This is a genomic window from Streptomyces sp. CWNU-52B, from assembly GCF_047444975.1.
In the GTDB taxonomy this organism is placed as follows: domain Bacteria; phylum Actinomycetota; class Actinomycetes; order Streptomycetales; family Streptomycetaceae; genus Streptomyces.
Genome location: NZ_JBLFJV010000019.1, coordinates 452,351 through 473,229 on the forward strand (window position 1 = coordinate 452,351; position 20,879 = coordinate 473,229).

At 72.0% G+C, this 20,879-nt stretch carries 19 protein-coding genes; 10 read left to right on the forward strand and 9 right to left on the reverse strand.

All coding sequences use genetic code 11. The features are described from left to right. Window positions 1-347: 347 nt before the first annotated feature. Both ACLVWQ_RS19855 and ACLVWQ_RS19860 read right to left on the reverse strand, forming a co-directional pair. Complete coding sequence (locus ACLVWQ_RS19855) at window positions 348-1,172, reverse strand: purine-nucleoside phosphorylase (protein ID WP_414110244.1); 825 nt, start codon at window positions 1,170-1,172, stop codon at window positions 348-350. Between the two features lie 102 nt (window positions 1,173-1,274). After that, window positions 1,275-1,712, reverse strand: a complete 438-nt coding sequence (locus tag ACLVWQ_RS19860) for a gamma-glutamylcyclotransferase (RefSeq protein WP_307131724.1) — start codon at window positions 1,710-1,712, stop codon at window positions 1,275-1,277. 162 nt (window positions 1,713-1,874) lie between these two features. Here ACLVWQ_RS19860 and ACLVWQ_RS19865 point away from each other — a divergent pair, with 162 nt between their 5' ends. Continuing rightward, on the forward strand, window positions 1,875-3,323 hold the full coding sequence (locus tag ACLVWQ_RS19865; protein WP_414110245.1) for an NAD(P)H-quinone dehydrogenase: 1,449 nt from the start codon (window positions 1,875-1,877) through the stop codon (window positions 3,321-3,323). A gap of 235 nt (window positions 3,324-3,558) precedes the next feature. After that, window positions 3,559-4,548, forward strand: coding sequence for a DeoR/GlpR family DNA-binding transcription regulator (locus ACLVWQ_RS19870; RefSeq protein WP_414110246.1), 990 nt, complete (start codon window positions 3,559-3,561; stop codon window positions 4,546-4,548). Window positions 4,549-4,617: 69 nt separating this feature from the next. Here the strand turns inward: ACLVWQ_RS19870 and ACLVWQ_RS19875 are convergent, their stop codons facing one another. Then, the gene (locus tag ACLVWQ_RS19875) at window positions 4,618-5,184 is read right to left on the reverse strand and encodes a TetR/AcrR family transcriptional regulator (RefSeq protein ID WP_414110247.1); all 567 of its coding nucleotides are present in this window, start codon (window positions 5,182-5,184) and stop codon (window positions 4,618-4,620) included. Between the two features lie 246 nt (window positions 5,185-5,430). Next, window positions 5,431-7,203, reverse strand: coding sequence for an acetyl/propionyl/methylcrotonyl-CoA carboxylase subunit alpha (locus ACLVWQ_RS19880; RefSeq protein WP_414110248.1), 1,773 nt, complete (start codon window positions 7,201-7,203; stop codon window positions 5,431-5,433). Window positions 7,204-7,576: 373 nt separating this feature from the next. On the opposite strand from ACLVWQ_RS19880, the gene ACLVWQ_RS19885 reads away from it, so the two are divergent. Continuing rightward, a complete protein-coding gene (locus tag ACLVWQ_RS19885) occupies window positions 7,577-8,095 on the forward strand; it encodes a hypothetical protein (protein ID WP_414110249.1) in 519 nt (172 codons plus the stop codon). A 13-nt stretch (window positions 8,096-8,108) separates the two neighbouring features. On the opposite strand, the gene ACLVWQ_RS19890 is transcribed toward ACLVWQ_RS19885, so the two are convergent. Together ACLVWQ_RS19890 and mmpB are read right to left on the reverse strand one after the other, a co-directional pair. Next, window positions 8,109-8,729 carry a Maf family protein gene (locus ACLVWQ_RS19890; protein ID WP_414110251.1) on the reverse strand — a complete coding sequence of 207 codons (621 nt, stop codon included), beginning with the start codon at window positions 8,727-8,729 and terminating at the stop codon, window positions 8,109-8,111. Between the two features lie 109 nt (window positions 8,730-8,838). After that, window positions 8,839-8,967 (reverse strand): morphogenic membrane protein MmpB, encoded by a 129-nt coding sequence (gene mmpB, locus ACLVWQ_RS19895; protein WP_414110252.1) that lies wholly within the window; start codon window positions 8,965-8,967, stop codon window positions 8,839-8,841. A 150-nt stretch (window positions 8,968-9,117) separates the two neighbouring features. Between mmpB and ACLVWQ_RS19900 the strand changes: the two genes are divergently transcribed. Further along, window positions 9,118-10,269 carry an SGNH/GDSL hydrolase family protein gene (locus ACLVWQ_RS19900; RefSeq protein WP_414110253.1) on the forward strand — a complete coding sequence of 384 codons (1,152 nt, stop codon included), beginning with the start codon at window positions 9,118-9,120 and terminating at the stop codon, window positions 10,267-10,269. A 75-nt stretch (window positions 10,270-10,344) separates the two neighbouring features. Here ACLVWQ_RS19900 and ACLVWQ_RS19905 read toward each other — a convergent pair whose 3' ends face one another. Beyond that, window positions 10,345-10,560: an acyl-CoA carboxylase epsilon subunit gene (locus ACLVWQ_RS19905; RefSeq protein ID WP_414110254.1), complete on the reverse strand. Its 216-nt coding sequence runs from the start codon at window positions 10,558-10,560 to the stop codon at window positions 10,345-10,347. 36 nt (window positions 10,561-10,596) lie between these two features. Further along, window positions 10,597-12,195 (reverse strand): acyl-CoA carboxylase subunit beta, encoded by a 1,599-nt coding sequence (locus tag ACLVWQ_RS19910; RefSeq protein ID WP_414110255.1) that lies wholly within the window; start codon window positions 12,193-12,195, stop codon window positions 10,597-10,599. A gap of 147 nt (window positions 12,196-12,342) precedes the next feature. Here ACLVWQ_RS19910 and ACLVWQ_RS19915 point away from each other — a divergent pair, with 147 nt between their 5' ends. Both ACLVWQ_RS19915 and ACLVWQ_RS19920 read left to right on the forward strand, forming a co-directional pair. Next, window positions 12,343-13,221 carry a biotin--[acetyl-CoA-carboxylase] ligase gene (locus tag ACLVWQ_RS19915; protein ID WP_414110256.1) on the forward strand — a complete coding sequence of 293 codons (879 nt, stop codon included), beginning with the start codon at window positions 12,343-12,345 and terminating at the stop codon, window positions 13,219-13,221. A gap of 436 nt (window positions 13,222-13,657) precedes the next feature. Beyond that, window positions 13,658-14,749 carry an adenylate/guanylate cyclase domain-containing protein gene (locus ACLVWQ_RS19920; protein WP_414110407.1) on the forward strand — a complete coding sequence of 364 codons (1,092 nt, stop codon included), beginning with the start codon at window positions 13,658-13,660 and terminating at the stop codon, window positions 14,747-14,749. Between the two features lie 206 nt (window positions 14,750-14,955). Here ACLVWQ_RS19920 and ACLVWQ_RS19925 read toward each other — a convergent pair whose 3' ends face one another. Then, window positions 14,956-15,765 carry an enoyl-CoA hydratase-related protein gene (locus ACLVWQ_RS19925; RefSeq protein ID WP_414110257.1) on the reverse strand — a complete coding sequence of 270 codons (810 nt, stop codon included), beginning with the start codon at window positions 15,763-15,765 and terminating at the stop codon, window positions 14,956-14,958. A gap of 144 nt (window positions 15,766-15,909) precedes the next feature. On the opposite strand from ACLVWQ_RS19925, the gene ACLVWQ_RS19930 reads away from it, so the two are divergent. The 4 genes from ACLVWQ_RS19930 to ACLVWQ_RS19945 all read left to right on the forward strand — a co-directional run bounded on the left by ACLVWQ_RS19930 (window position 15,910) and on the right by ACLVWQ_RS19945 (window position 20,870). Beyond that, on the forward strand, window positions 15,910-17,052 hold the full coding sequence (locus ACLVWQ_RS19930; RefSeq protein WP_414110258.1) for a diguanylate cyclase domain-containing protein: 1,143 nt from the start codon (window positions 15,910-15,912) through the stop codon (window positions 17,050-17,052). 147 nt (window positions 17,053-17,199) lie between these two features. Beyond that, window positions 17,200-18,738 carry a histidine ammonia-lyase gene (gene hutH / locus ACLVWQ_RS19935; RefSeq protein ID WP_414110408.1) on the forward strand — a complete coding sequence of 513 codons (1,539 nt, stop codon included), beginning with the start codon at window positions 17,200-17,202 and terminating at the stop codon, window positions 18,736-18,738. A gap of 147 nt (window positions 18,739-18,885) precedes the next feature. After that, complete coding sequence (locus ACLVWQ_RS19940; protein WP_003969786.1) at window positions 18,886-19,089, forward strand: cold-shock protein; 204 nt, start codon at window positions 18,886-18,888, stop codon at window positions 19,087-19,089. A 140-nt stretch (window positions 19,090-19,229) separates the two neighbouring features. Further along, on the forward strand, window positions 19,230-20,870 hold the full coding sequence (locus ACLVWQ_RS19945; RefSeq protein ID WP_414110260.1) for a DEAD/DEAH box helicase: 1,641 nt from the start codon (window positions 19,230-19,232) through the stop codon (window positions 20,868-20,870). The last annotated feature ends 9 nt before the right edge of the window (window positions 20,871-20,879 follow it).

Genomic DNA, 20,879 nt, shown 5'->3' on the forward strand with positions numbered 1-20,879 from the left:
TGTGTACCCGGGTCTTCTCGCCCCCGCCGCCCCTACCCGTCCCGTCCCTGGGGGCTCCGCCCCCAGACCCCCGCATCGGCCTGAACGGCCTCGTCCTCAAACGCCGGACGGGCTGAAAACCCCAACCCCCGGCCGGGCGGCGCTGAAAAGCCGGGGCGCAGCCCCGCTTTTCAGGGGCGCGGGGAACTGCGCGACCAGCCACAGCGGACCCGCACCCGCAGGACGGACCCAGGAGGCGAGGGCGAAGCCCCGCCTTCAAGGGGCGCGGGGAACTGCGCGACCAGCCCCCACCGGACCCGCACCCGCCCCCGAGGGCAAGCCGGGACGGCCTCCCCAGGGGCGGACCCCTACAACCGGTCCAGCACCTGAGTGAGGAGCGCTCCCATGTGCGCGGCGGAGTCCCGCCCAGCCTGAAGCACCTCCTCATGATTGAGCGGCTCCCCGGTCATCCCGGCGGCGAGGTTCGTCACCAGCGAGATCCCGAGCACCTCCGCCCCCGCCTCCCGCGCCGCGATCGCCTCCAGCGTGGTCGACATCCCGACGAGGTCCGCCCCGATGGCCCGAGCCATCCGGATCTCCGCCGGCGTCTCGTAGTGCGGGCCGGGGAACTGCGCGTACACACCCTCTTCGAGCGTCGCGTCGATCTCCTTGCACAGCGCCCGCAGCCGCGGCGAGTACAGATCCGTCAGGTCGACGAAGTTCGCACCGACGATCGGGGACGTCGCCGTCAGGTTGATGTGGTCGCTGATGAGAACGGGCTGTCCGGGCCGCATGCCCTCACGCAGACCACCGCAGCCGTTGGTCAGCACGATCGTCTTGCAGCCGGCGGCCACGGCCGTGCGGACGCCGTGCGCGACGGCTGCGACCCCGCGGCCCTCGTAGTAGTGGGTGCGGCCCAGGAACACGAGCGCGCGCTTGTCGCCGGTCTGGTACGAGCGGACCTGGCCGCCGTGGCCCTCGACCGCCGGGGGCGGGAAACCGGGCAGCTCGGTGACCTGGAACTCGGCATCGGGGGCGCCGAGGGCGTCCACCGCCGGCGCCCAGCCGGAGCCCATCACCAGGGCGACGTCATGGGTCTCGGCGCCCGAGAGTTCCCGCAGGCGCGCGGCGGCGGCGTCGGCGGCGGCGTACGGGTCGCCCTGGATGTCGTCCGGAAGAAGAGATGCGTTCACGCGCACGAGGGTAGCCGGTTAGTGCCTACGCGCGTAGATGTTGATGGTCACGGGTTTGCGATCGTTGTCTTGTCGTTTCCGCCGAAAGAGCCGCGGGAGCCGTCAGCAGGGGCGCTTGCGCAGCTCCATCACGTAGTCGTGCGGGGCGCCCGCCGACTCCGCCGCGTCCGCGAGCTCGCCGAGGTAGCGGGCCGAGGGAAGCCCTCCCTCGTAACCGTTGAGGACGTAGAGCCACGCCGAGTCCTCGCCCTCCAGCGTGTGGATCCGTACGCGCATCCGCCGGTAGATGTCGAGGCCGACGCCCTCCCAGCGGTCCAGGGACTCCTCGTCCGGGGGCGCGATGTCGTACAGGGCCACGAAGACCTGGGAACGCGGGGCCTCGACGATCGTCGCCAGCGCGCCCTCCCAGCCCATGTGCTCGCCGCCGAACGTCAGCCGCCAGCCGTTGAGCCACCCCGTGGCGCGCAGCGGCGAGTGAGGTGCGCGGCGCGTCATGAGCCGCGGGTCGAGATTGCCGGCGTACGCGGCGTAGAGCGACATGGGACCGAGGGTACGGCAGGCGACGCATACGCATCTCCCGTAACCGGAGCCCCGGAACCCCCACCGGCCGGGCGCCGGACGGGCGCCGGTCGCGTCCCCGCGGTTCACCGCGGCACCCGGACGGAGGCCCCGGGGCGCAAGCATCTTGAAGCGTGCGGGACAATGGAGTATGTGACTCGGATTGTGATCATTGGCGGCGGACCCGGCGGATACGAGGCGGCACTGGTGGCCGCCCAGCTCGGCGCGGAGGTGACCGTCGTCGACTGCGACGGTCTGGGCGGGGCGTCGGTGCTCACCGACTGCGTCCCGTCGAAGACCCTCATCGCGACGGCCGAGGTGATGACCACCTTCGACTCGTCGTACGAGGAGCTGGGGATCATCGTCGCCGACGACACCCCGCACATCGACTCGCCCGCGCGCGTCGTCGGTGTCGACCTCGGCAAGGTCAACCGCCGGGTGAAGCGGCTCGCGCTCGCCCAGTCCCACGACATCACCGCCTCCGTGACGCGTGCCGGGGCGCGGGTGCTGCGCGGCCGTGGACGGCTGGAGGGCATGCAGGCCCTGGACGGCTCGCGCAAGGTCGTCGTACGGGCCGCCGACGGCAGCGAGGAGACGCTCGTCGCCGACGCCGTGCTCATCGCCACCGGCGGGCACCCCCGCGAGCTGGCCGACGCGCAGCCGGACGGCGAGCGGATCCTGAACTGGACCCAGGTCTACGACCTCGACGAGCTCCCGGACGAACTCATCGTGGTCGGCTCCGGTGTCACCGGCGCCGAGTTCGCCGGTGCCTACCAGGCGCTCGGCTCGCGGGTCACGCTCGTCTCCAGCCGCGACCGCGTGCTGCCGGGCGAGGACCCGGACGCGGCGGCCGTCCTGGAGGACGTGTTCCGGCGGCGTGGCATGAACGTCATGGCCCGCTCGCGCGCCGCGTCCGCCAAGCGCGTCGGGGACCGGGTCGAGGTGACGCTCGCCGACGGCCGCGTCATCACCGGCTCGCACTGTCTGATGGCCGTCGGCGCCATCCCGAACAGCGAGGGCATGGGCCTGGAGGAGGCCGGGGTCAAGGTCCAGGAGTCCGGGCACATCTGGACCGACAAGGTCTCCAGGACCACGGCGCCCGGCGTGTACGCGGCCGGTGACGTCACCGGGGTCTTCGCGCTCGCCTCGGTGGCCGCGATGCAGGGCCGGATCGCCATGTACCACTTCCTCGGCGACGCGGTGGCCCCGCTCAACCTCAAGACGGTGTCGTCGAACGTCTTCACCGACCCCGAGATCGCCACCGTCGGCTACTCGCAGTCGGACGTCGACGGCGGCGTCATCGACGCCCGGGTCGTGAAGCTGCCCCTGCTGCGCAACCCGCGCGCCAAGATGCAGGGCATCCGGGACGGCTTCGTGAAGATCCTCTGCCGCCCCGGCACCGGGATCGTCGTCGGCGGTGTGGTCGTCGCACCGCGCGCCTCCGAACTCATCCACCCCATCGCGCTCGCGGTCGACAACAACCTGACCGTCGAACAGATCGCGAAGGCGTTCACGGTGTACCCGTCCCTGTCGGGTTCGATCGCCGAGGTGGCACGACAGCTCCACACCCGGAAGTCCGCGGGCGAGGCCTGAGACGCCCGCGCGGCGCCCGGGGTGACGGGTGGTTCCCCTGGGTTCCCCTGGTTTCCGCTGGTCACGAGGGATCGGCGGCCCTCGGCCACCGGGAACGGGCCCGGGACGGCAGGGGTCGGTCACGAGGAGTCGCGGACCATTCGCGGGGCATAGGCGGGGCGATTAGGCGCGTATACCACTCGGGAACCCGCCATGCGAACAACTTCTGCTATTCGGCGCAAACTGCTGAAAGCAGATGGTCGTTGGGGTTACTGTCAGTTTCGTGTTCGCTGCAGAACGTCGCCAATTGATCCTCGAAATGGTGCGAGCAAATGGAGCCGTGTCGCTCCGTGAGCTCGCCCGTGTCGTCCAGACCTCCGAAGTGACCGTACGGCGGGACGTGCGCGCACTGGAGGCAGAAGGACTCCTCGACCGCCGGCACGGCGGTGCGGTATTGCCGGGCGGGTTCACGCGGGAGTCCGGCTTTCCGCAGAAATCTCATCTCGCGACCGCTGAGAAGACGGCCATCGCCGACCTCGCCGCGGGCCTCGTCGAAGAAGGCGAGGCCATTGTGGTGGGGGCGGGAACCACCACGCAGGAGCTGGCTCGCCGGCTCGCGCGGGTGCCGGGGCTGACCGTCGTCACCAACTCCCTGCTGGTGGCCCAGGCGTTGGCCCATGCCAACCGTGTGGAGGTCGTGATGACCGGCGGCACCCTGCGCGGTTCCAACTACGCCCTGGTGGGCAGCGGGGCCGAGCAGTCCCTCCAGGGGCTGCGCGTCTCCCGGGCCTTCCTGTCGGGGAGCGGACTGACCGCCGAGCGCGGCCTGTCCACCTCCAACATGCTGTCGGCGTCCGTCGACCGCGCGCTCGTCCAGGCGGCCTCCGAGGTCGTCGTCCTGGCCGACCACACCAAGCTCGGCACCGACACGATGTTCCAGACGGTGCCGACCGATGTGATCACCCGCCTGGTCACCGACGAGCCACCGGCCCAGGACGACCGCGCGGCCACCGAACTGCAGGCCCTGGCCGATCAGGGCGTACAGATCGCGGTGGCGGGAGCGGGCGGTTCGGGCAGCGATACGGTCCCGGCGGGGCGCCAGTCGTCACGCCGGGACGTACCGGTGCCCGGCCCCCGGCGTGGCCCGGTGCCCGGCAACGGGCCCCAGTTGCGCAGCGCCGCGGCCGTTCTCGGGGACCAGTCCCAGAGCGAGCGGGCGCGCGTCGCCGACCTGCGCAGACGCTGAGGGGTCTCCAGCCCGCGCTGACACCGGCCCTGCCGCACGCGGAGCGCCGTGGGGTACCGCGGAGCGGTGTCAGGGCTTGAGGCCCCGCAAGGTCAGTGCCAGCAGACGGTCGGCCAGCTCCGGGTCGCCCGGGGTCTCCTCGGCGGCCAGCGCGATCGCGTTGGTCAGCTGGAGCAGATCCACGATGGACACACCGGGCCGTACGGCGCCTGCGTGCTGCGCCCGGGTGAGGAGAGCGCTGCCCGCCTCACGCATCGGGCCGCTGCATCGCGCGAGCGCCGACGCGTCGTCGTGCGAGGCCGACATGAGCGCGCGCGACAGCCCGCGGTACTCACTCGCATGAGTGATGACGGCGCGCAGCCAGGCCACGAGTGCCGTGCACGGGTCCGGGGCGTCGAGCAGTTCGCGTGAGCGGTCCAGCAGGTCGCTCACCGCGTCCGCGAAGACCGCGCTCAGGAGCGCGTGGCGGTTCGGGAAGTGCCGGTACAGGGTGCCGATGCCTACGCCCGCGCGTTTCGCCACGTCCTCCAGAGAGGCGTGGGCGCCGTGTTCCGCGAACGCGGTCTGGGCCTCTGTGACCAGGCGGGCGTGGTTGCGGCGGGCGTCCGCGCGCCTGCCTCCCGGCGGGTTGGCCATGGGTCCTACCTGCCCTCTTTTTGCTGCGTCGGCGTCGGCGTCGGCCTCCGGCGGTCGGGCCGACGACCGACTCGTCCGCCCGGTGACGGCCGGCCGGGTGCTGCGGGTGCGTCGTGGCTGGGCGCGCCCACACGGCGGAGCCGCACCATGTCACAGTCCGCGCCCCTTCCAGGGGCACAAGCCGAAGCGCCCGCCGCGGTCAGGGTATTCCTGGCTGCGGCGGGCGCCTCGGCTGGTCGGGCCGGGTCAGTCCTTGATCTCGCAGATGATCGCGCCGGAGGTGAGGGAGGCGCCGACCTCGGCCGTCAGGGACTTGACGGTCCCCGAACGGTGGGCGTTGAGAGGCTGTTCCATCTTCATGGCCTCCAGGACGACGATCAGGTCGCCCTCCTTGACCTCCTGGCCCTCCTCGACGGCCACCTTCACGATGGTGCCCTGCATCGGCGAGGTGAGGGTGTCGCCGGAGGCCGCCGGGCCGGACTTCTTCGCCGCGCGGCGCTTGGGGCGGGCGCCCGCCGCGAGCCCCGTACGGGCCAGGGACATGCCCAGCGAGACCGGCAGGGAGACTTCGAGGCGCTTGCCGCCGACCTCGACCACGACCGTCTCACGGCCGGGCTCGTCGTCCGTGTCGGAGTCCCCGGGAGCGGTGAAGGCGGGGATCTCGTTGACGAACTCGGTCTCGATCCAGCGGGTGTGGACCGTGAACGGATCGGCGGAGCCGGTCAGTTCCGGGGCGAAGGCGGGGTCGGTGACCACCGCGCGGTGGAACGGGATGGCCGTGGCCATGCCCTCCACGGTGAACTCCTCCAGCGCGCGGGCGGCCCGCTGGAGCGCCTGCTCCCGGGTGGCGCCGGTGACGATCAGCTTGGCCAGCAGGGAGTCCCAGGCCGGGCCGATCACGCTGCCGCTCTCCACGCCCGCGTCCAGGCGCACACCCGGACCCGACGGCGGGGCGAAGCTGGTCACGGTGCCCGGGGCGGGCAGGAAGCCCCGGCCCGGGTCCTCGCCGTTGATGCGGAACTCGAAGGAATGGCCGCGCAGCGCCGGGTCGTCGTACCCCAGCTCCTCGCCGTCGGCGATCCGGAACATCTCACGGACCAGGTCGATACCGGAGACCTCCTCGGTGACCGGGTGCTCGACCTGCAGACGGGTGTTGACCTCCAGGAAGGAGATCGTGCCGTCCGCGCCCACCAGGAACTCCACGGTGCCCGCGCCGACGTACCCGGCCTCCTTGAGGATCGCCTTGGAGGACGCGTACAGCTCGGCGACCTGGGCGTCGGAGAGGAACGGCGCGGGCGCCTCCTCCACCAGCTTCTGGTGGCGTCGCTGCAGGGAGCAGTCACGGGTGGAGACGACCACCACGTTGCCGTGGGAGTCGGCCAGGCACTGCGTCTCCACATGGCGGGGCTTGTCGAGGTAGCGCTCCACGAAGCACTCGCCGCGCCCGAAGGCCGCGACGGCCTCGCGCACCGCCGAGTCGAACAGCTCGGGGATCTCCTCCAGCGTGCGGGCCACCTTCAGACCGCGCCCGCCACCGCCGAACGCCGCCTTGATCGCGATGGGCAGACCGTGCTCCTCGGCGAAGGCGACGACCTCATCGGCACCGGCCACCGGGTCCGGCGTACCGGCCACCAGCGGAGCGCCGGCGCGCTGCGCGATGTGCCGGGCCGCCACCTTGTCACCGAGGTCGCGGATCGCCTGCGGGGGCGGGCCGATCCAGACCAGCCCGGCGTCGAGGACGGCCTGGGCGAAGTCGGCGTTCTCCGAGAGGAAGCCGTATCCGGGGTGGATCGAGTCCGCCCCTGAGTCCTTGGCGGCCTGGAGCACCTTGGCCATGTCGAGGTAACTGCTCGCGGGGGTGTCACCGCCCAGCGCGAACGCCTCGTCCGCGGCCCGCACATGCAGCGCGTCCCGGTCCGGCTCGGCGTACACCGCCACGCTCGCGATACCGGCGTCTCGGCACGCCCGGGCGACACGAACAGCGATTTCGCCACGGTTGGCGATCAACACCTTGCGCACGTTGGCTCCCTCTCCTTGAAACAAGCCGAGTTTAGGGACTGCCGACACGTCGTTTCGACCCGTCCCCGATGGTGAGCTTGCCCACACGGAGCGTGATGCAAGGTCTGCCCGCCCGCGAAATCCCTTGTCGCACCTGGGTATGCGTGGGGCTTTCCCTGAACCCTAGCTCTCCGGTGTGGTCAAGGTCTCTGTGAGAGGGTGCCGCGCGACACTCCGATTCTTTGTGGGGTCCCTACGAATGGCCCAACGATTCTTTGCCATCGGCGAATCCCTTGTCCCTGGGTTTACTCGTTAGTAGCGTGCTGGCTGTCTCGAACGTACTTGAGGTAACAGCAGCCCTGCTCGGGCGGAAGTCGAAAGTGGGTGGGGGCCGGTGGTCCGTAGACCGGTGGCGTGGGTGACCGCGATCGTGCTCTTCGTGGAGGCGGTGGGCATCGCGTTGGTCAACTGGTTCATGGGAGTCGTGGTCGACCGGCAGGACATGTCCCTCGCGGGCCTCGACCCCGATGTGATGTCCACGTCCTCGAAGGTCGCGGGGCTGGTCTTCGGCCTCTACTTCGCGCTCTGCGCCTTCGTCGCCCTGCGGGTGGCCCTGCGCGACCGCGCGCCCGCCGGGATCGGGCGCATCCTGCTGATCAGCGCCGCGGTGGTGCACGCCCTGCTCGGCGCGTTCACCGTCGGCCTGGTGGGCTGGGGCGCGTTCGCCTTCATGATGGTCGTGCTCGGGCTGATCGTGCTCATCTTCATGACGTACGACCGCCGGGAGGGCGACGTGTCCGACGCGAAGCCGGACGCGGACCCCGCGGGGCCCACGGACCCCGGGAGCCCCGGCGGCCATGAGGGTGCCGGAGGCGGTGTCGTGCCTCCGCCCCCGGCGCCCTCGGCCTCCTGACGGCGCCCGCGCGTCACTTCTCGCGCGGGGCCCACAACTGCGTGATGCCGACGCCCAGTTCGGCCAGCAGGCGGCGGACCAGCGGCAACGAGATCCCGATGACGTTGCCGTGGTCGCCGTCGATGCCGTTCAGGAACGGGGCCGAGAGGCCGTCGAGGGTGAACGCCCCGGCGACGTACAGCGGTTCGCCCGTGGCGACGTACGCGGCGATCTCGGCGTCGGTCGGCTCGCCGAAGCGGACGACGGTGGACGCGACCCCCGACGTGTGACGGCCGGCCGCCGTGTCCCACACGCAGTGGCCGGTCTGCAGGATGCCCGCCCGGCCGCGCATCGACTTCCAGCGCGTGGTCGCCTCCTCGGCGTCGGCCGGCTTGCCGTACGCCACGCCGTCCAGTTCGAGCACCGAGTCGCAGCCGATCACCAGGGCGCCGGCGACCTCGGGCCGCGCCGCCACCACGGAGGCCTTCGCCTCGGCGAGCGCGAGCGCCAGTTCGGCGGGGGTCGGGGCGCTCACCGCGTCCTCGTCGACCCCGCTGACGACGACCTCGGGGTCGAGCCCCGCCTGCCGCAGCAGTCCTAGCCGGGCGGGGGACTGGGAGGCGAGGACGAGCCTGCGGCGTGGCTGATCAGTCATACGGTCAGCGTATCGGCGGGTCCACGGCGGCTCGTACCGAGGCCGGACCCGTACCGAGGCCGTTGCCGCGTCAGGTGCCGACGTCAGGCCGGACCCGTATCGCCCGGTCTCACATCAGGCCGAGGACGACCATCGCGCACACCACGGCCAGCGCGATGAGAACGCCGAGCCGCCGCAACATGTTCTGCATGTCGCGCAGCTCCTTGGGCGGCTCGTTCTCCGGGTCGGACCACAACATGTCTCCGATCGTCACTCCGGCGCGGTTCCGGACGCCTGAGTACGCGTACTCATCTTGAGTAAATGGGGCCATGGTTCCGTTAGTGACTGGGTCTCTGTTAGCGTTCCCGGCATCACTAAAGGGATTTCTGTCCCGTTAGGAAGGATCGCTGTGTTCACCACCCCCTGGACCGCCGCCTGGGCCGCCGCTCCGCAGTCGCCCAGCACCGGCTTCACCCCCAACTGGTCGCAGGAGGGCTTCTGGCGCCACTCCCTGCGTCAGGCCGTCCGCCTCACCGCGGGCGGCGACCGCGTCCGGATCCGCCTCAGCAACGCGTACGGGACCTCGCCGCTGCGGATCGCGGGCGCGACCCTCGCCCGTACGGCCCCCGGCGCCGCCGTCCACCCCGACTCGGTCCGGCGGCTCACCTTCGCGGGGTCCGGGTCCGCCGAGATCCCGGCGCGCGGGGAGATCGTCGGCGACGCGGCCGAACTCGCCCTTGAGGCGGGGGAATCGGTGACCGTGACCCTGCACCTCGACGCCGTCACCGGGCCCGCCACCTTCCACGCGCAGGCCTTCGCGACCAGCTACCGGGGCGCGGGCGACCTGCTGGACGACACCGGGGGCACGGGCTTCGACGACACCACCGAGTCCTGGTACTTCCTGTCCGGAGTCGAGGTCCTGGCCGGGCGCACCGACGGCGTGGCGCTCTTCGGCGACTCGGTCACCGACGGGTTCGGGTCCACGCCGGGCGCGGACCGCCGGTGGTCCGACGCCCTCGCCGCACACACCGGGCGCCCCGTCCTCAACGCGGGCATCGGCGGGAACCTGCTGCTCAACGACTCGGCCTGGTACGGGGAGAAGGGTGTCCACCGGCTGGAGCGGGACGTGCTCTCCCTGGCCGGCGTCGACACCCTCGTCGTGCTGCTCGGGCTCAACGACATCGGGTTCAGCGAGACGGAAGACCAGCCGACGTATCGGCCCGCGCCGGTCGTCGGGGCGAGCGAACTCGTCGCCGGGCACCGTGAGTTGCTGAGGCAGGCCCGGGGCCGTGGCGTGCGGGTCGTCGGCGCGACCCTGCTGCCCTTCGGCGGGTCCGACCACTGGGGGGAGCGGGCGGCGAAGGTGAGCCATGAGTTCAACGAATGGGTCCGCCGCTCGGGGGAGTACGACGCGGTGGCCGACCTGCACCGGGCGTTGGCCGGCGACGGTGGCGATGGCGGGGCGGACGCGTTGAGTGCCGCGTACGACTTCGGCGATCACCTGCACCCGAACGACGCGGGGTATCAGGTGATGGCCGAAGTCGTCGCGCGTGTTCTTTGACCGCGGGCCGGTGGGGGCCGGTCGCGCGGTTCCCCGCGCCCCCGGGAGGGGGCTGCGCCCCCGTCGGCGACCTGTCTACCGGGGCCGGAAGGAGTGGACCCACGCCTGCGGGCCCGGGGCAGGCAGGCGGGTCCGGGCCACGCGGGACGGGTCGGACCACGCGTCCCTCTCCTGCTCCTGCGCCGCGCCGGGCGGGGACGTGGCTGCCGCCGCGGCGCGGGCCCGGACCACTGCCAGTGCGGCGGCCAGCTCCTCGGGGGTCGGGTTGCCCCGTACGACCTTGATGTTCATGACGGCTCCCAGCCGGACTAGAGGGGGTGTGCCGGGCTAGAGGGGGATGTTGCCGTGCTTCTTCGGCGGCAGGGACTCCCGCTTGCTGCGCAGCGACCGCAGACCGCGTACGACGTGGGAGCGGGTGTCGGACGGCAGGATCACACCGTCGACGTAACCGCGCTCGGCCGCCGTGTAGGGGTTGAGGAGCGTGTCCTCGTACTCCCGGATGAGGCGGGCCCTGGTGGCCTCCTGCTCGCTCTCGGGGGTCGCCGCGATGGTGCGCCGGTGCAGGATGTTCACCGCGCCCTGCGCGCCCATCACCGCGATCTGGGCGGTCGGCCAGGCGAGGTTGAGGTCCGCGCCCAGGTGCTTGGAGCCCATCACGTCGTACGCGCCGCCGAAGGCCTTGCGGGTGATGACCGTGATGAGGGGGACGGTCGCCTCGGCGTACGCGTAGATCAGCTTGGCGCCGCGGCGGATGATGCCGGTGTGCTCCTGGTCGACGCCCGGCAGGAAGCCGGGGACGTCCACGAAGGTGAGGACCGGGACGTTGAAGGCGTCGCAGGTGCGCACGAAGCGCGCGGCCTTCTCGCTCGCGTCGATGTCCAGGCAGCCCGCGAACTGCATCGGCTGGTTGGCGACGATGCCCACCGGGTGCCCCTCCACCCGGCCGAAGCCGGTGAGGATGTTCGGCGCGAACAGGGCCTGCGTCTCGAAGAACTCGGCGTCGTCCAGGACGTGTTCGATCACCGTGTGCATGTCGTACGGCTGGTTCGCGCTGTCCGGGATCAGCGTGTCGAGCTCGCGGTCCTCGTCGGTCTGCGCCAGGTCCGCCTCCTCGGGGAAGGCGGGCGGCTCGCTGAGGTTGTTCGACGGGAGGTAGGAGAGCAGCGACTTGACGTACTCGATCGCGTCCTTCTCGTCGCCCGCCATGTGGTGGGCCACGCCGGAGGTCGCGTTGTGCGTGCGCGCGCCGCCCAGCTCCTCGAAGCCGACGTCCTCACCGGTGACAGTCTTGATGACGTCGGGCCCCGTGATGAACATGTGCGAGGTCTGGTCGACCATCACCGTGAAGTCGGTGATCGCGGGGGAGTAGACGGCGCCGCCCGCACACGGTCCGACGACCAGGCTGATCTGCGGGATCACACCCGAGGCATGGGTGTTGCGGCGGAAGATCTCGCCGTACATGCCGAGCGCCGCGACGCCCTCCTGGATACGGGCGCCGCCCGAGTCGTTGATGCCGATGACCGGACAGCCGGTCTTGAGCGCGAAGTCCATCGCCTTCATGATCTTCTGGCCGAAGACCTCGCCGAGGGCCCCGCCGAAGACCGTGAAGTCCTGCGAGAACACGGCGACCGGGCGGCCGTCCACCGTGCCGTAACCGGTCACGACCCCGTCCCCGTACGGGCGGTTGTCCGCCAGGCCGAAGTCCGTCGAGCGGTGCTGCGCGAACTCGTCGAACTCGACGAAGGACCCCTCGTCCAGCAGCAGCTCGATCCGCTCGCGAGCCGTCAACTTGCCCTTGGCGTGCTGCTTTTCGACGGCACGCGCCGAGCCGGCGTGCGTCGCCTCGTCGATGCGGCGCCGCAGGTCCGCGAGCTTGCCCGCGGTGGTGTGGATGTCGGTCTCGTGCTGCTGTTCCGGCTCGGACATCGGGATGCGGCTCCCTGCCTGCTCAGTGGGGACGTGAGGGTTGACGAACGAGGTCGTGCTCAGAAGGGGGGTTGGCTACTCATCCGTAGCGTAGTGCTGTGCCTACCGTTCGGCAGTGCGGCGTTTACCACACCTAGGGTGGGTTGCATGACGCCGCGAGATGACTCAGACGCGAACAGCAACGCGAACCGCAACCGGTGGTCCGACCTGGACCGTCCGCCGCTCAACGCCGTGGCGCTGCGCCGCGCGCTGGTGCGCAGCGGGAGTCTGTGGTCCGACGTCCAGGTGGTGGCCCGTACCGGTTCCACCAACTCCGACCTCGTCGCGCTCGCCACGGACGGCAAGGCGGAGGAGGGCACGGTCCTGGTCGCCGAGGAGCAGGACGCCGGGCGGGGGCGCCTGGACCGGCGGTGGACGGCCCCCGCCCGCTCGGGTCTGTTCTTCTCCGTCCTCCTGAAGCCCGTGGAGGTCCCCGTCGAGCGGTGGGGCTGGCTGCCGCTGCTCACCGGTGTCGCGATGGCGACGGGGCTCTCGCGGTCGGCCGGTACGGACATCGCGCTGAAGTGGCCCAACGACCTGCTGGTGACGGTGGACGGCGCGGAGCGCAAGGCGGGCGGCATCCTCGCGGAGCGGGCCGGGGCCGACGCGGTCGTCGTCGGGGTCGGCGTCAACGTCACGCTGCGCGCGGACGAACTGCCCGTGCCGGGCGCCGGATCGCTCGCCCTCGCGGGAGCGACGACCACGGACCGGGACACGATCCTGCGGACCGTCCTGCGGTCATTCGAACAGTCGTTCGAGAAGTGGCGGAGTGTGGCGGGCGACCCCGCCGCGTCCGGCCTCCAGGACACCTATGCGGCGGGCTGTGCGACGCTCGGGCGCGAGGTGCGGGCCGAGCTGCCCGGCGGGAAGTCGATCACCGGGGAGGCGGTCGCCGTCGACGGCGACGGACGGCTGGTCCTGGCGACGGAGGAGGGCATGCAGCAGCCCGTGGGGGCCGGGGACATCGTGCACCTGCGTCCGGTGTGACGGGCGGGGCTCCCCCGTGTCTTTCCTGTTGTGTCTTTTCCTGCTGTGTCTTTCCTGTGGTTCGCGCTGGTGGTGAGCAAGGGGCGCGGCGGGGCCGTACGACTGGGAGCGGCCCACCGGACGTACGGGTGACGCACGTGTGACGTACGTGCGGGGAGTGGGCCGACGGGCCGTCCGGCCTCGCCGGACGGGAGTGAGCCACGGCACACCTGCCGTAGAGTTGAGGCCGGTCGATACCTGACCGCGGCAGATCGGAAGGGCAGCAGGCGTGACGGTCGACGACAGCGGTTCGGGCACGGGTGATCCCGCCCCCGACGGCGAGCCGGGGCGTGCCGCCGGGTCCGTCGCCGACCCTGCGGCCACGGCGGCCACGGCGGCTACGCGAGTCGACCGCGCGGAGGCGCACGCGCGCGTGGCGGAAGAGGAACAGAACCGAGTGGACGCGCAGGACAGCCGCGCCGACCAGCCCGACGCCGAGTCCGACGAGGATCCGCTGGCGCTGCGGCTCGAACAGCTCATCCTCGGCGCTGAGCGGCGCTACACCCCGTTCCAGGCGGCCCGCAGCGCGGGTGTCTCCATGGAACTGGCCTCCCGGTTCTGGCGGGCCATGGGCTTCGCCGACATCGGCCAGGCCAAGGCGCTGACCGAGGCGGACGTACTGGCCCTGCGCCGGCTGGCCGGTCTGGTCGAGGCCGGACTGCTCAGCGAGGCGATGGCGGTCCAGGTGGCCCGTTCCACCGGGCAGACCACCGCCCGGCTGGCCGAGTGGCAGATCGACTCCTTCCTGGAGGGGCTGACCGAGCCTCCCGAGCCGGGCATGACGCGCACCGAGGTCACGTACCCCCTCATCGAGCTGCTGCTGCCCGAGCTGGAGGAGTTCCTGATCTACGTGTGGCGGCGTCAGCTGGCCGCCGCGACCGGCCGTGTCGTACAGGCCGCGGACGACGAGGAGATGGTGGACCGGCGGCTGGCCGTGGGCTTCGCGGACCTCGTCGGCTTCACGCGGCTGACCCGGCGCATGGAGGAGGAGGAACTCGGCGAGCTCGTGGAGGCCTTCGAGACCACCGCGGCCGACCTGGTCGCCGCGCACGGGGGGCGGCTGATCAAGACCCTGGGCGACGAGGTGCTGTACGCGGCGGACGACGCGGGCCTGGCCGCGGAGATCGCGCTGCGGCTGATCGAGACGATGGCCAACGACGAGACGATGCCCGAGCTGCGGGTGGGCATCGCCTTCGGCACGGTGACCACTCGCATGGGGGATGTGTTCGGTACGACGGTGAACCTCGCGTCCCGGCTGACGTCGATAGCTCCCAAGGACGGGGTGCTGGTCGACGGGGCGTTCGCGGAGGAGCTCATCCGGACGGGTGATGCGCCCGCTTCCGAGGCGGTGGCCGCGGAGGAGGCTGCCGCGGCGGAGAAGGAGGGTGAGGAGGCGCCGGCGTACCGGTTCGCGCTTCAGCCGATGTGGCAGCGGGCGGTTCGTGGGCTGGGTGTGGTGGAGCCCTGGCTGATGAGTCGCCGCGGTTGATTGTGCGCGCGGTGTGTCGTCTGCGGGTCCGGTGGGGGCTGGTCGCGCAGTTCCCCGCGCCCCCCGGGTGGTGGGGGCGCGGCGTTCGCTGCGTCGCGAAGGTCAAGGATTGCGCAGTTCCCCGCGCCCCTGAAGATTGCGCAGTTCCCCGCGCCCCTGAAGATTGCGCAGTTCCCCGCGCCCCTGGGTACCTAGGCGGTGAGTGGTTACTTGCCGGGCCACTGGGGGGTGCGCTTCTCGTTGAATGCCGCCACCCCTTCCACCCGGTCGCCGGAGAACGCGACCGAACGCCACGCCGCGTCCTCGATCTCCAGGCCCGTGCGGAGATCGAGCCCGTGCCCCAGTCGCAGCGCCCGCTTGGCGGCCCGCAGCCCCACCGGCGAGTTCCCCGCGATCCGCCCGGCCAGCGCCAGCGCCTCCTCGCGGACCGACCCGTCCGCGACCAGGCTGTCGATCAGCCCCAGCTCCTTCGCCTCCACGGCCTCCACCCGCCGCGCCGAGAAGATCAGCTCCGCCGCCCGCGCCGCACCCACCCGGCGCGGCAGCAGTTGCGTACCGCCGCCCCCGGGGACGACACCGACCGACACCTCGGGCAGGCCCACCACCGCCGTGCCGTCCGCCACGATCAGGTCGCAGGACAGCGCCAGCTCGAAGCCGCCGCCCAGCGCGTAGCCGTGCACGGCGGCCACGGTCGGCATCGGCAGCTCCAGCACACCGGTGTACGCGGCCCGCGACACCGGACGCTGCCGGAGCAGCTCGGCGTCCGTGAGGGAGTTGCGCTCCTTGAGGTCCGCGCCGACGCAGAAGGCCCGCTCGTGGGTCGAGGTCAGCACGACCACCCGTACGTCCGGATCGGCGGCCAGCGCCTCGCAGGCCGCGGCGATCGAGCGGGCCATCAGGGACGACACGGCGTTCATGGCCTTGGGCCGGTCCAGGGTGAGCTCCGCGACGTGCGACGCGTGGCTGCGCACCGCCACGTACTCCCCGAACCGCCGCTCCGCGCCCTGCTCCGCCATGACACCCTCCCGGTTAACGCGAGTTAACTTCCGTGGCCGATCATCCCAGCCCGTCGTCCCGGGGGAAAGGCCCACTCGCTCCAGGCCGCCCCTGTTCGTCGCGTCGACAGCACAAAACCATACAAAACTACCTAACCTAGTGTGATGGGTGGTGACGATGTGCGACTGAGGGCCGTGGTGGCGCTGGCGCAGGGCATGGCCGCCGCGCACGCCCCGCGGGAGTCGTGGCGCGCGGCGGCGGCCGGGGCCCGCCGGGCGCTGGGCGGCAGCTTCGCCGCGCTGTCCGTGTGGGAGCGGGAACTGGGGCGGCTGCGGGTCCTGGTGAACACCGGGGACCGGGCCCGGGGCGAGGAGGAGTTCCCGGAGCAGGAGGCGTACCCCGTGCACCAGTTCCCCGAGATCACCGAGTTCCTGCACGAGCGCTGGGTGGGCGGTGGCGGGCCCAACGCCTGGGTCGAGACGGCGGAAGGACCGGCCGAGGGGCGCGCCGAGTACTGCCACCAGCGGGTCGCCGCTCTGAGGCGGCGCGAGCGGGGCTGCTGTGTCGTCGCGCCGATCGTCCTGCACGGCCGCGCCTGGGGGGAGCTGTACGTCGCCCGCCCGGTCGGCGCCCCCGTCTTCGACCGGGCCGACGCCGACTTCGCGACCGTCCTCGCCTCCGTGGTCGCCGCCGGGATCGCGCAGACCGAACGGCTGGAGGAGGCCCGCAGGCTCGCCTTCACCGACGCGCTCACCGGCCTCGCCAACCGCCGGGCCGTGGACATGAGCCTGGACGAGGCCGTCGAGCGCCACCGAGCCCAGGGGGTGGTCGTGAGCCTCGTGGTGTGCGACCTCAACGGACTCAAGCGCGTCAACGACACCCAGGGGCACGCCGTCGGGGACCGGCTCCTGGAGCGTTTCGGGTCGGTGCTGTCCCTGTGCGGCGCGATGCTCCCCGGCACGCTCGCCGCCCGCCTCGGCGGCGACGAGTTCTGTCTGCTCGCGGTGGGCCCCGCCGCCGACGAGGTGGTCCGCGTCGCCGAGGAGCTCTGCCGCCGCGCCGCCGGGCTGGAGCTGGGCGAGGGGGTGGCGTGCGGGGTGGCCTCGACGGGGGATCCGCTGGGGCCCGTGCGCTCGGCCCGGCGCCTCTTCCGGCTCGCGGACGCGGCGCAGTACCGGGCCAAGGCCGTACGGTCCGCGAAGCCCGTGGTCGCGGGGCGGGAGGGGCCGGACGATCCGGTCGTCCGGCTCGCCGACGCGCCGCCGCCCGCGGCGGGCGAGCGGCGGAGGTTCCGTGGGCGCCGGTGAGCCTCGCTGGAGGGCCGTGCGGCGTCCTGCGGGTGAGTCGTCTGCGGGTGCGTCGTGGCTGGGCGCGCAGTTCCCCGCGCCCCTTCGGGGTGCCGGTACCCACTAGTGACACCGCCGCATTCACTGCGTACGATCCTGAATATGGATATGCACACTGTGGTGGTGGGGACGGCCGGTGTCACCGCGGCCGACGTGCTCGCCGTGGCACGCGACGGCGCCCGGGTCGAGCTCTCCGGTGAGGCGGTGGCGGCGCTCGCCGCGGCCCGCGAGATCGTGGAGGCGCTGGCCGCCAAACCGGAGCCCGTCTACGGGGTCTCCACCGGCTTCGGCGCCCTCGCGACCCGGCACATCAGCCCGGAGCTGCGGGCGCAGCTGCAGCGCAACATCGTGCGGTCGCACGCCGCGGGGATGGGGCCGCACGTCGAGCGCGAGGTCGTACGGGCCCTGATGTTCCTGCGGCTGAAGACCGTCTGCTCCGGCCGCACCGGCGTACGCCCGTCCGTCGCGCAGACCATGGCCGACGTCCTCAACGCCGGCATCACCCCGGTCGTCCACGAGTTCGGCTCGCTCGGCTGCTCCGGCGACCTCGCGCCGCTCTCCCACTGCGCCCTGACCCTGATCGGCGAGGGGGATGCCGAAGGCCCCGACGGCGTCGTCCGCCCGGCCGGCGAACTGCTCGCCGCGCACGGCATCGAGCCCGTCGAACTGCGCGAGAAGGAGGGCCTGGCCCTCCTCAACGGCACCGACGGCATGCTCGGCATGCTGATCATGGCCCTCGCCGACCTCGACACCCTCTACAAGTCCGCCGACGTCACCGCCGCCCTCACCCTCGAAGCGCTGCTCGGCACCGACAAGGTCCTCGCGCCCGAACTGCACGCCATCCGCCCGCACCCGGGCCAGAGCGCCAGCGCCGCCAACATGCTGGCCGTCCTGAAGGGTTCGGAACTGACCGGACACCATCAGGACGACGCCCCGCGGGTCCAGGACGCCTACTCGGTGCGCTGCGCCCCGCAGGTCGCCGGCGCGGGACGCGACACCATGGCCCACGCCCGGCTGGTCGCCGACCGCGAGCTGGCCTCCGCCGTCGACAACCCGGTCGTCCTGCCCGACGGGCGCGTCGAGTCGAACGGCAACTTCCACGGCGCCCCGGTCGCGTACGTGCTGGACTTCCTCGCCATCGCGGCGGCCGACCTCGGCTCCATCACCGAGCGCCGCACGGACCGGCTCCTCGACAAGAACCGCTCGCACGGCCTGCCGCCCTTCCTCGCCGACGACGCGGGCGTGGACTCCGGCCTGATGATCGCCCAGTACACGCAGGCCGCCCTGGTCAGCGAGATGAAGCGGCTCGCCGTCCCGGCCTCCGCCGACTCCATCCCGTCCTCCGCGATGCAGGAGGACCACGTCTCCATGGGCTGGTCGGCCGCCCGCAAGCTCCGTACGGCCGTCGACAACCTGACCCGGATCGTCGCCATCGAGCTGTACGCCGCCGCGCGCGCCGTCGAACTGCGCACCGGGCTCACCCCGGCGCCCGCCTCGCGGGCCGCCATCGCCGCCGCCCGCGCCGCCGGAGTGGCGGGCCCGGGACCCGACCGGTTCCTGGCCCCGGACCTCGCCGCGGCGGACGCCTTCGTGCGCGCCGGACACCTGGTCGCGGCCGTGGAGCCGGTCACGGGACCGCTGCTCTGAGGGTGGCCGGGTCGCGTATGCTAGGGTTCATAGCGAAACGTTTTTGGTACCCATTAACTTTGTGCGCCTGAAAGGAATCCTCTCTCAGGCGCGTTTTGTTTGTCCGGTCATTTCCGGATGGGAGCCACCTATCCAAGGAGAAATGACATGGCTACTGGCACCGTGAAGTGGTTCAACTCGGAAAAGGGCTTCGGCTTCATCGAGCAGGACGGCGGCGGCGCCGACGTCTTCGCCCACTACTCGAACATCGCCACCTCTGGCTTCCGTGAGCTGCAGGAGGGCCAGAAGGTCTCCTTCGACGTCACGCAGGGCCAGAAGGGCCCCCAGGCGGAGAACATCGTCCCCGCCTAATTCCGGGACGCGCACCACGCGAGCCGGGGCCCGCACCTTTGGGTGCGGGCCCCGGCTTGTGCTGTCCGTGTGTCCCAGAGCACGGGAAACCGTGAAAGCACGGGAGACCGTGCGGCCCAGGAAGGAATTCCAGATCCAGCATGACTCGATCCGAACGTCCTGAACGACCCGCCGGCGCACGCCCGGCGAATTCCCGGGGTACCCGCGGCTCTCGTGGCACACGTGGCGCAGGCCCGGCGGCCTCCGCGAACGGCGGCGGCAGAAACAGCGGCGCACGCAAGAAGCCGTCCGTGCAGTCCACCGTGCCGCGCGAGTTCGCCCTGCCGCAGACGCTCACGCCCGCACTGCCCTCCGTCGAGTCCTTCGACGCGCTGGACATGCCCGCCGCGCTCACCAAGACCCTCGGCGCCCAGGGCGTGACCGACCCCTTCCCCATCCAGGGCGCCACGCTGCCCAACTCGCTCGCCGGGCGCGACATCCTCGGCCGGGGCCGCACCGGCTCGGGCAAGACGCTGGCCTTCGGCCTCGCGCTGCTCGCCCGTACGGCAGGCAGGCGCGCCGAGAGCAAGGCGCCGCTCGCGCTCGTCCTGGTCCCCACGCGTGAACTGGCGCAGCAGGTCACCGACGCGCTCACGCCGTACGCCACGGCCGTCAACCTGAGGCTCGCGACCGTCGTCGGCGGGCTCTCCATCGGCAAGCAGTCCGCTCTGCTGCGGCGCGGTGCCGAGGTGCTCGTCGCCACACCGGGGCGTCTCAAGGACCTGATAGACCGAGGGGACTGCACCCTCGCACAGGTGGCGATCACCGTCCTCGACGAGGCCGACCAGATGGCCGACATGGGGTTCATGCCCCAGGTCACCGCGCTCCTCAACCAGGTCGAGCCGAACGGCCAGCGCATGCTGTTCTCGGCGACGCTGGACAAGAACATCGACAAACTCGTGCGGATGTACCTCACGGACCCCGTCGTGCACTCCGTCGACCCCTCGGCCGGCGCGGTCACGACGATGGAGCACCACGTGCTGCACGTCGCCGACGAGACGGACAAGAAGGCCGTCGCGATGCGGATCGCCGCCCGTGACGGGCGCGTGCTCCTCTTCGTCGACACCAAGCGCTCGGCGGACCGCTTCACCAAGCGGCTGCTCGCCAGTGGCGTACGGGCCTCCGCGCTGCACGGCGGACGCTCCCAGCCGCAGCGCACCCGCACGCTCGACCAGTTCAAGACCGGTCTGGTGACCGCCCTCGTCGCGACCAACGTGGCGGCGCGCGGCATCCACGTCGACGACCTCGACCTCGTCGTGAACGTCGACCCGCCCACCGACCACAAGGACTACCTCCACCGCGGCGGCCGCACCGCCCGCGCGGGAGAGTCCGGCAGCGTGGTCACGCTGGTCCTGCCGGAGCAGAAGCGGGAGATGACCCAGCTGATGGCCAACGCGGGGATCAACCCGCACACGGCCCGTATCAAGTCCAGCGACGACGAACTCGTACGGATCACCGGTGCGCGCGAGCCCTCCGGCGTCCCGGTCGTCATCCCCGTACCGGAACCCGCGGTCGCCCAGCAGTCGCAGGGCAAGCCCCGGGCACGGCGCGGTGGCGGTGGCGGCGGCGGTGGCCGTGGAGCGGCTTCGGCCGGTGCGCGGTCCGGAGGCGGCAGCAGGTCGGGCGGCGGTGTCGGTGGCGGCACGCGCGGCCGTGGCGGCGCGGGCACGGGAACGCGTACGGCGGGCGCGGGCAACCGCGGGACGCGGGGTGGACAGGGCGGCGGCCGACGGTCGGCCTGACCCACGGCG

Excerpts from the sequence above, each read along its gene's own strand:
- ACLVWQ_RS19860 (WP_307131724.1), bottom strand. The coding sequence starts at position 1,712 with ATGTCGCTCTACGCCGCGTACGCCGGCAATCTCGACCCGCGGCTCATG.
- ACLVWQ_RS19865 (WP_414110245.1), top strand. The coding sequence starts at position 1,875 with ATGGAGTATGTGACTCGGATTGTGATCATTGGCGGCGGACCCGGCGGA.
- ACLVWQ_RS19870 (WP_414110246.1), top strand. The coding sequence starts at position 3,559 with ATGGTCGTTGGGGTTACTGTCAGTTTCGTGTTCGCTGCAGAACGTCGC.
- ACLVWQ_RS19875 (WP_414110247.1), bottom strand. The coding sequence starts at position 5,184 with ATGGCCAACCCGCCGGGAGGCAGGCGCGCGGACGCCCGCCGCAACCAC.
- ACLVWQ_RS19890 (WP_414110251.1), bottom strand. The coding sequence starts at position 8,729 with ATGACTGATCAGCCACGCCGCAGGCTCGTCCTCGCCTCCCAGTCCCCC.
- mmpB (WP_414110252.1), bottom strand. The coding sequence starts at position 8,967 with ATGTTGTGGTCCGACCCGGAGAACGAGCCGCCCAAGGAGCTGCGCGAC.
- ACLVWQ_RS19905 (WP_414110254.1), bottom strand. The coding sequence starts at position 10,560 with ATGAACATCAAGGTCGTACGGGGCAACCCGACCCCCGAGGAGCTGGCC.
- ACLVWQ_RS19910 (WP_414110255.1), bottom strand. The coding sequence starts at position 12,195 with ATGTCCGAGCCGGAACAGCAGCACGAGACCGACATCCACACCACCGCG.
- ACLVWQ_RS19915 (WP_414110256.1), top strand. The coding sequence starts at position 12,343 with ATGACGCCGCGAGATGACTCAGACGCGAACAGCAACGCGAACCGCAAC.
- ACLVWQ_RS19925 (WP_414110257.1), bottom strand. The coding sequence starts at position 15,765 with ATGGCGGAGCAGGGCGCGGAGCGGCGGTTCGGGGAGTACGTGGCGGTG.
- ACLVWQ_RS19930 (WP_414110258.1), top strand. The coding sequence starts at position 15,910 with ATGGGTGGTGACGATGTGCGACTGAGGGCCGTGGTGGCGCTGGCGCAG.
- hutH (WP_414110408.1), top strand. The coding sequence starts at position 17,200 with ATGCACACTGTGGTGGTGGGGACGGCCGGTGTCACCGCGGCCGACGTG.
- ACLVWQ_RS19940 (WP_003969786.1), top strand. The coding sequence starts at position 18,886 with ATGGCTACTGGCACCGTGAAGTGGTTCAACTCGGAAAAGGGCTTCGGC.
- ACLVWQ_RS19945 (WP_414110260.1), top strand. The coding sequence starts at position 19,230 with ATGACTCGATCCGAACGTCCTGAACGACCCGCCGGCGCACGCCCGGCG.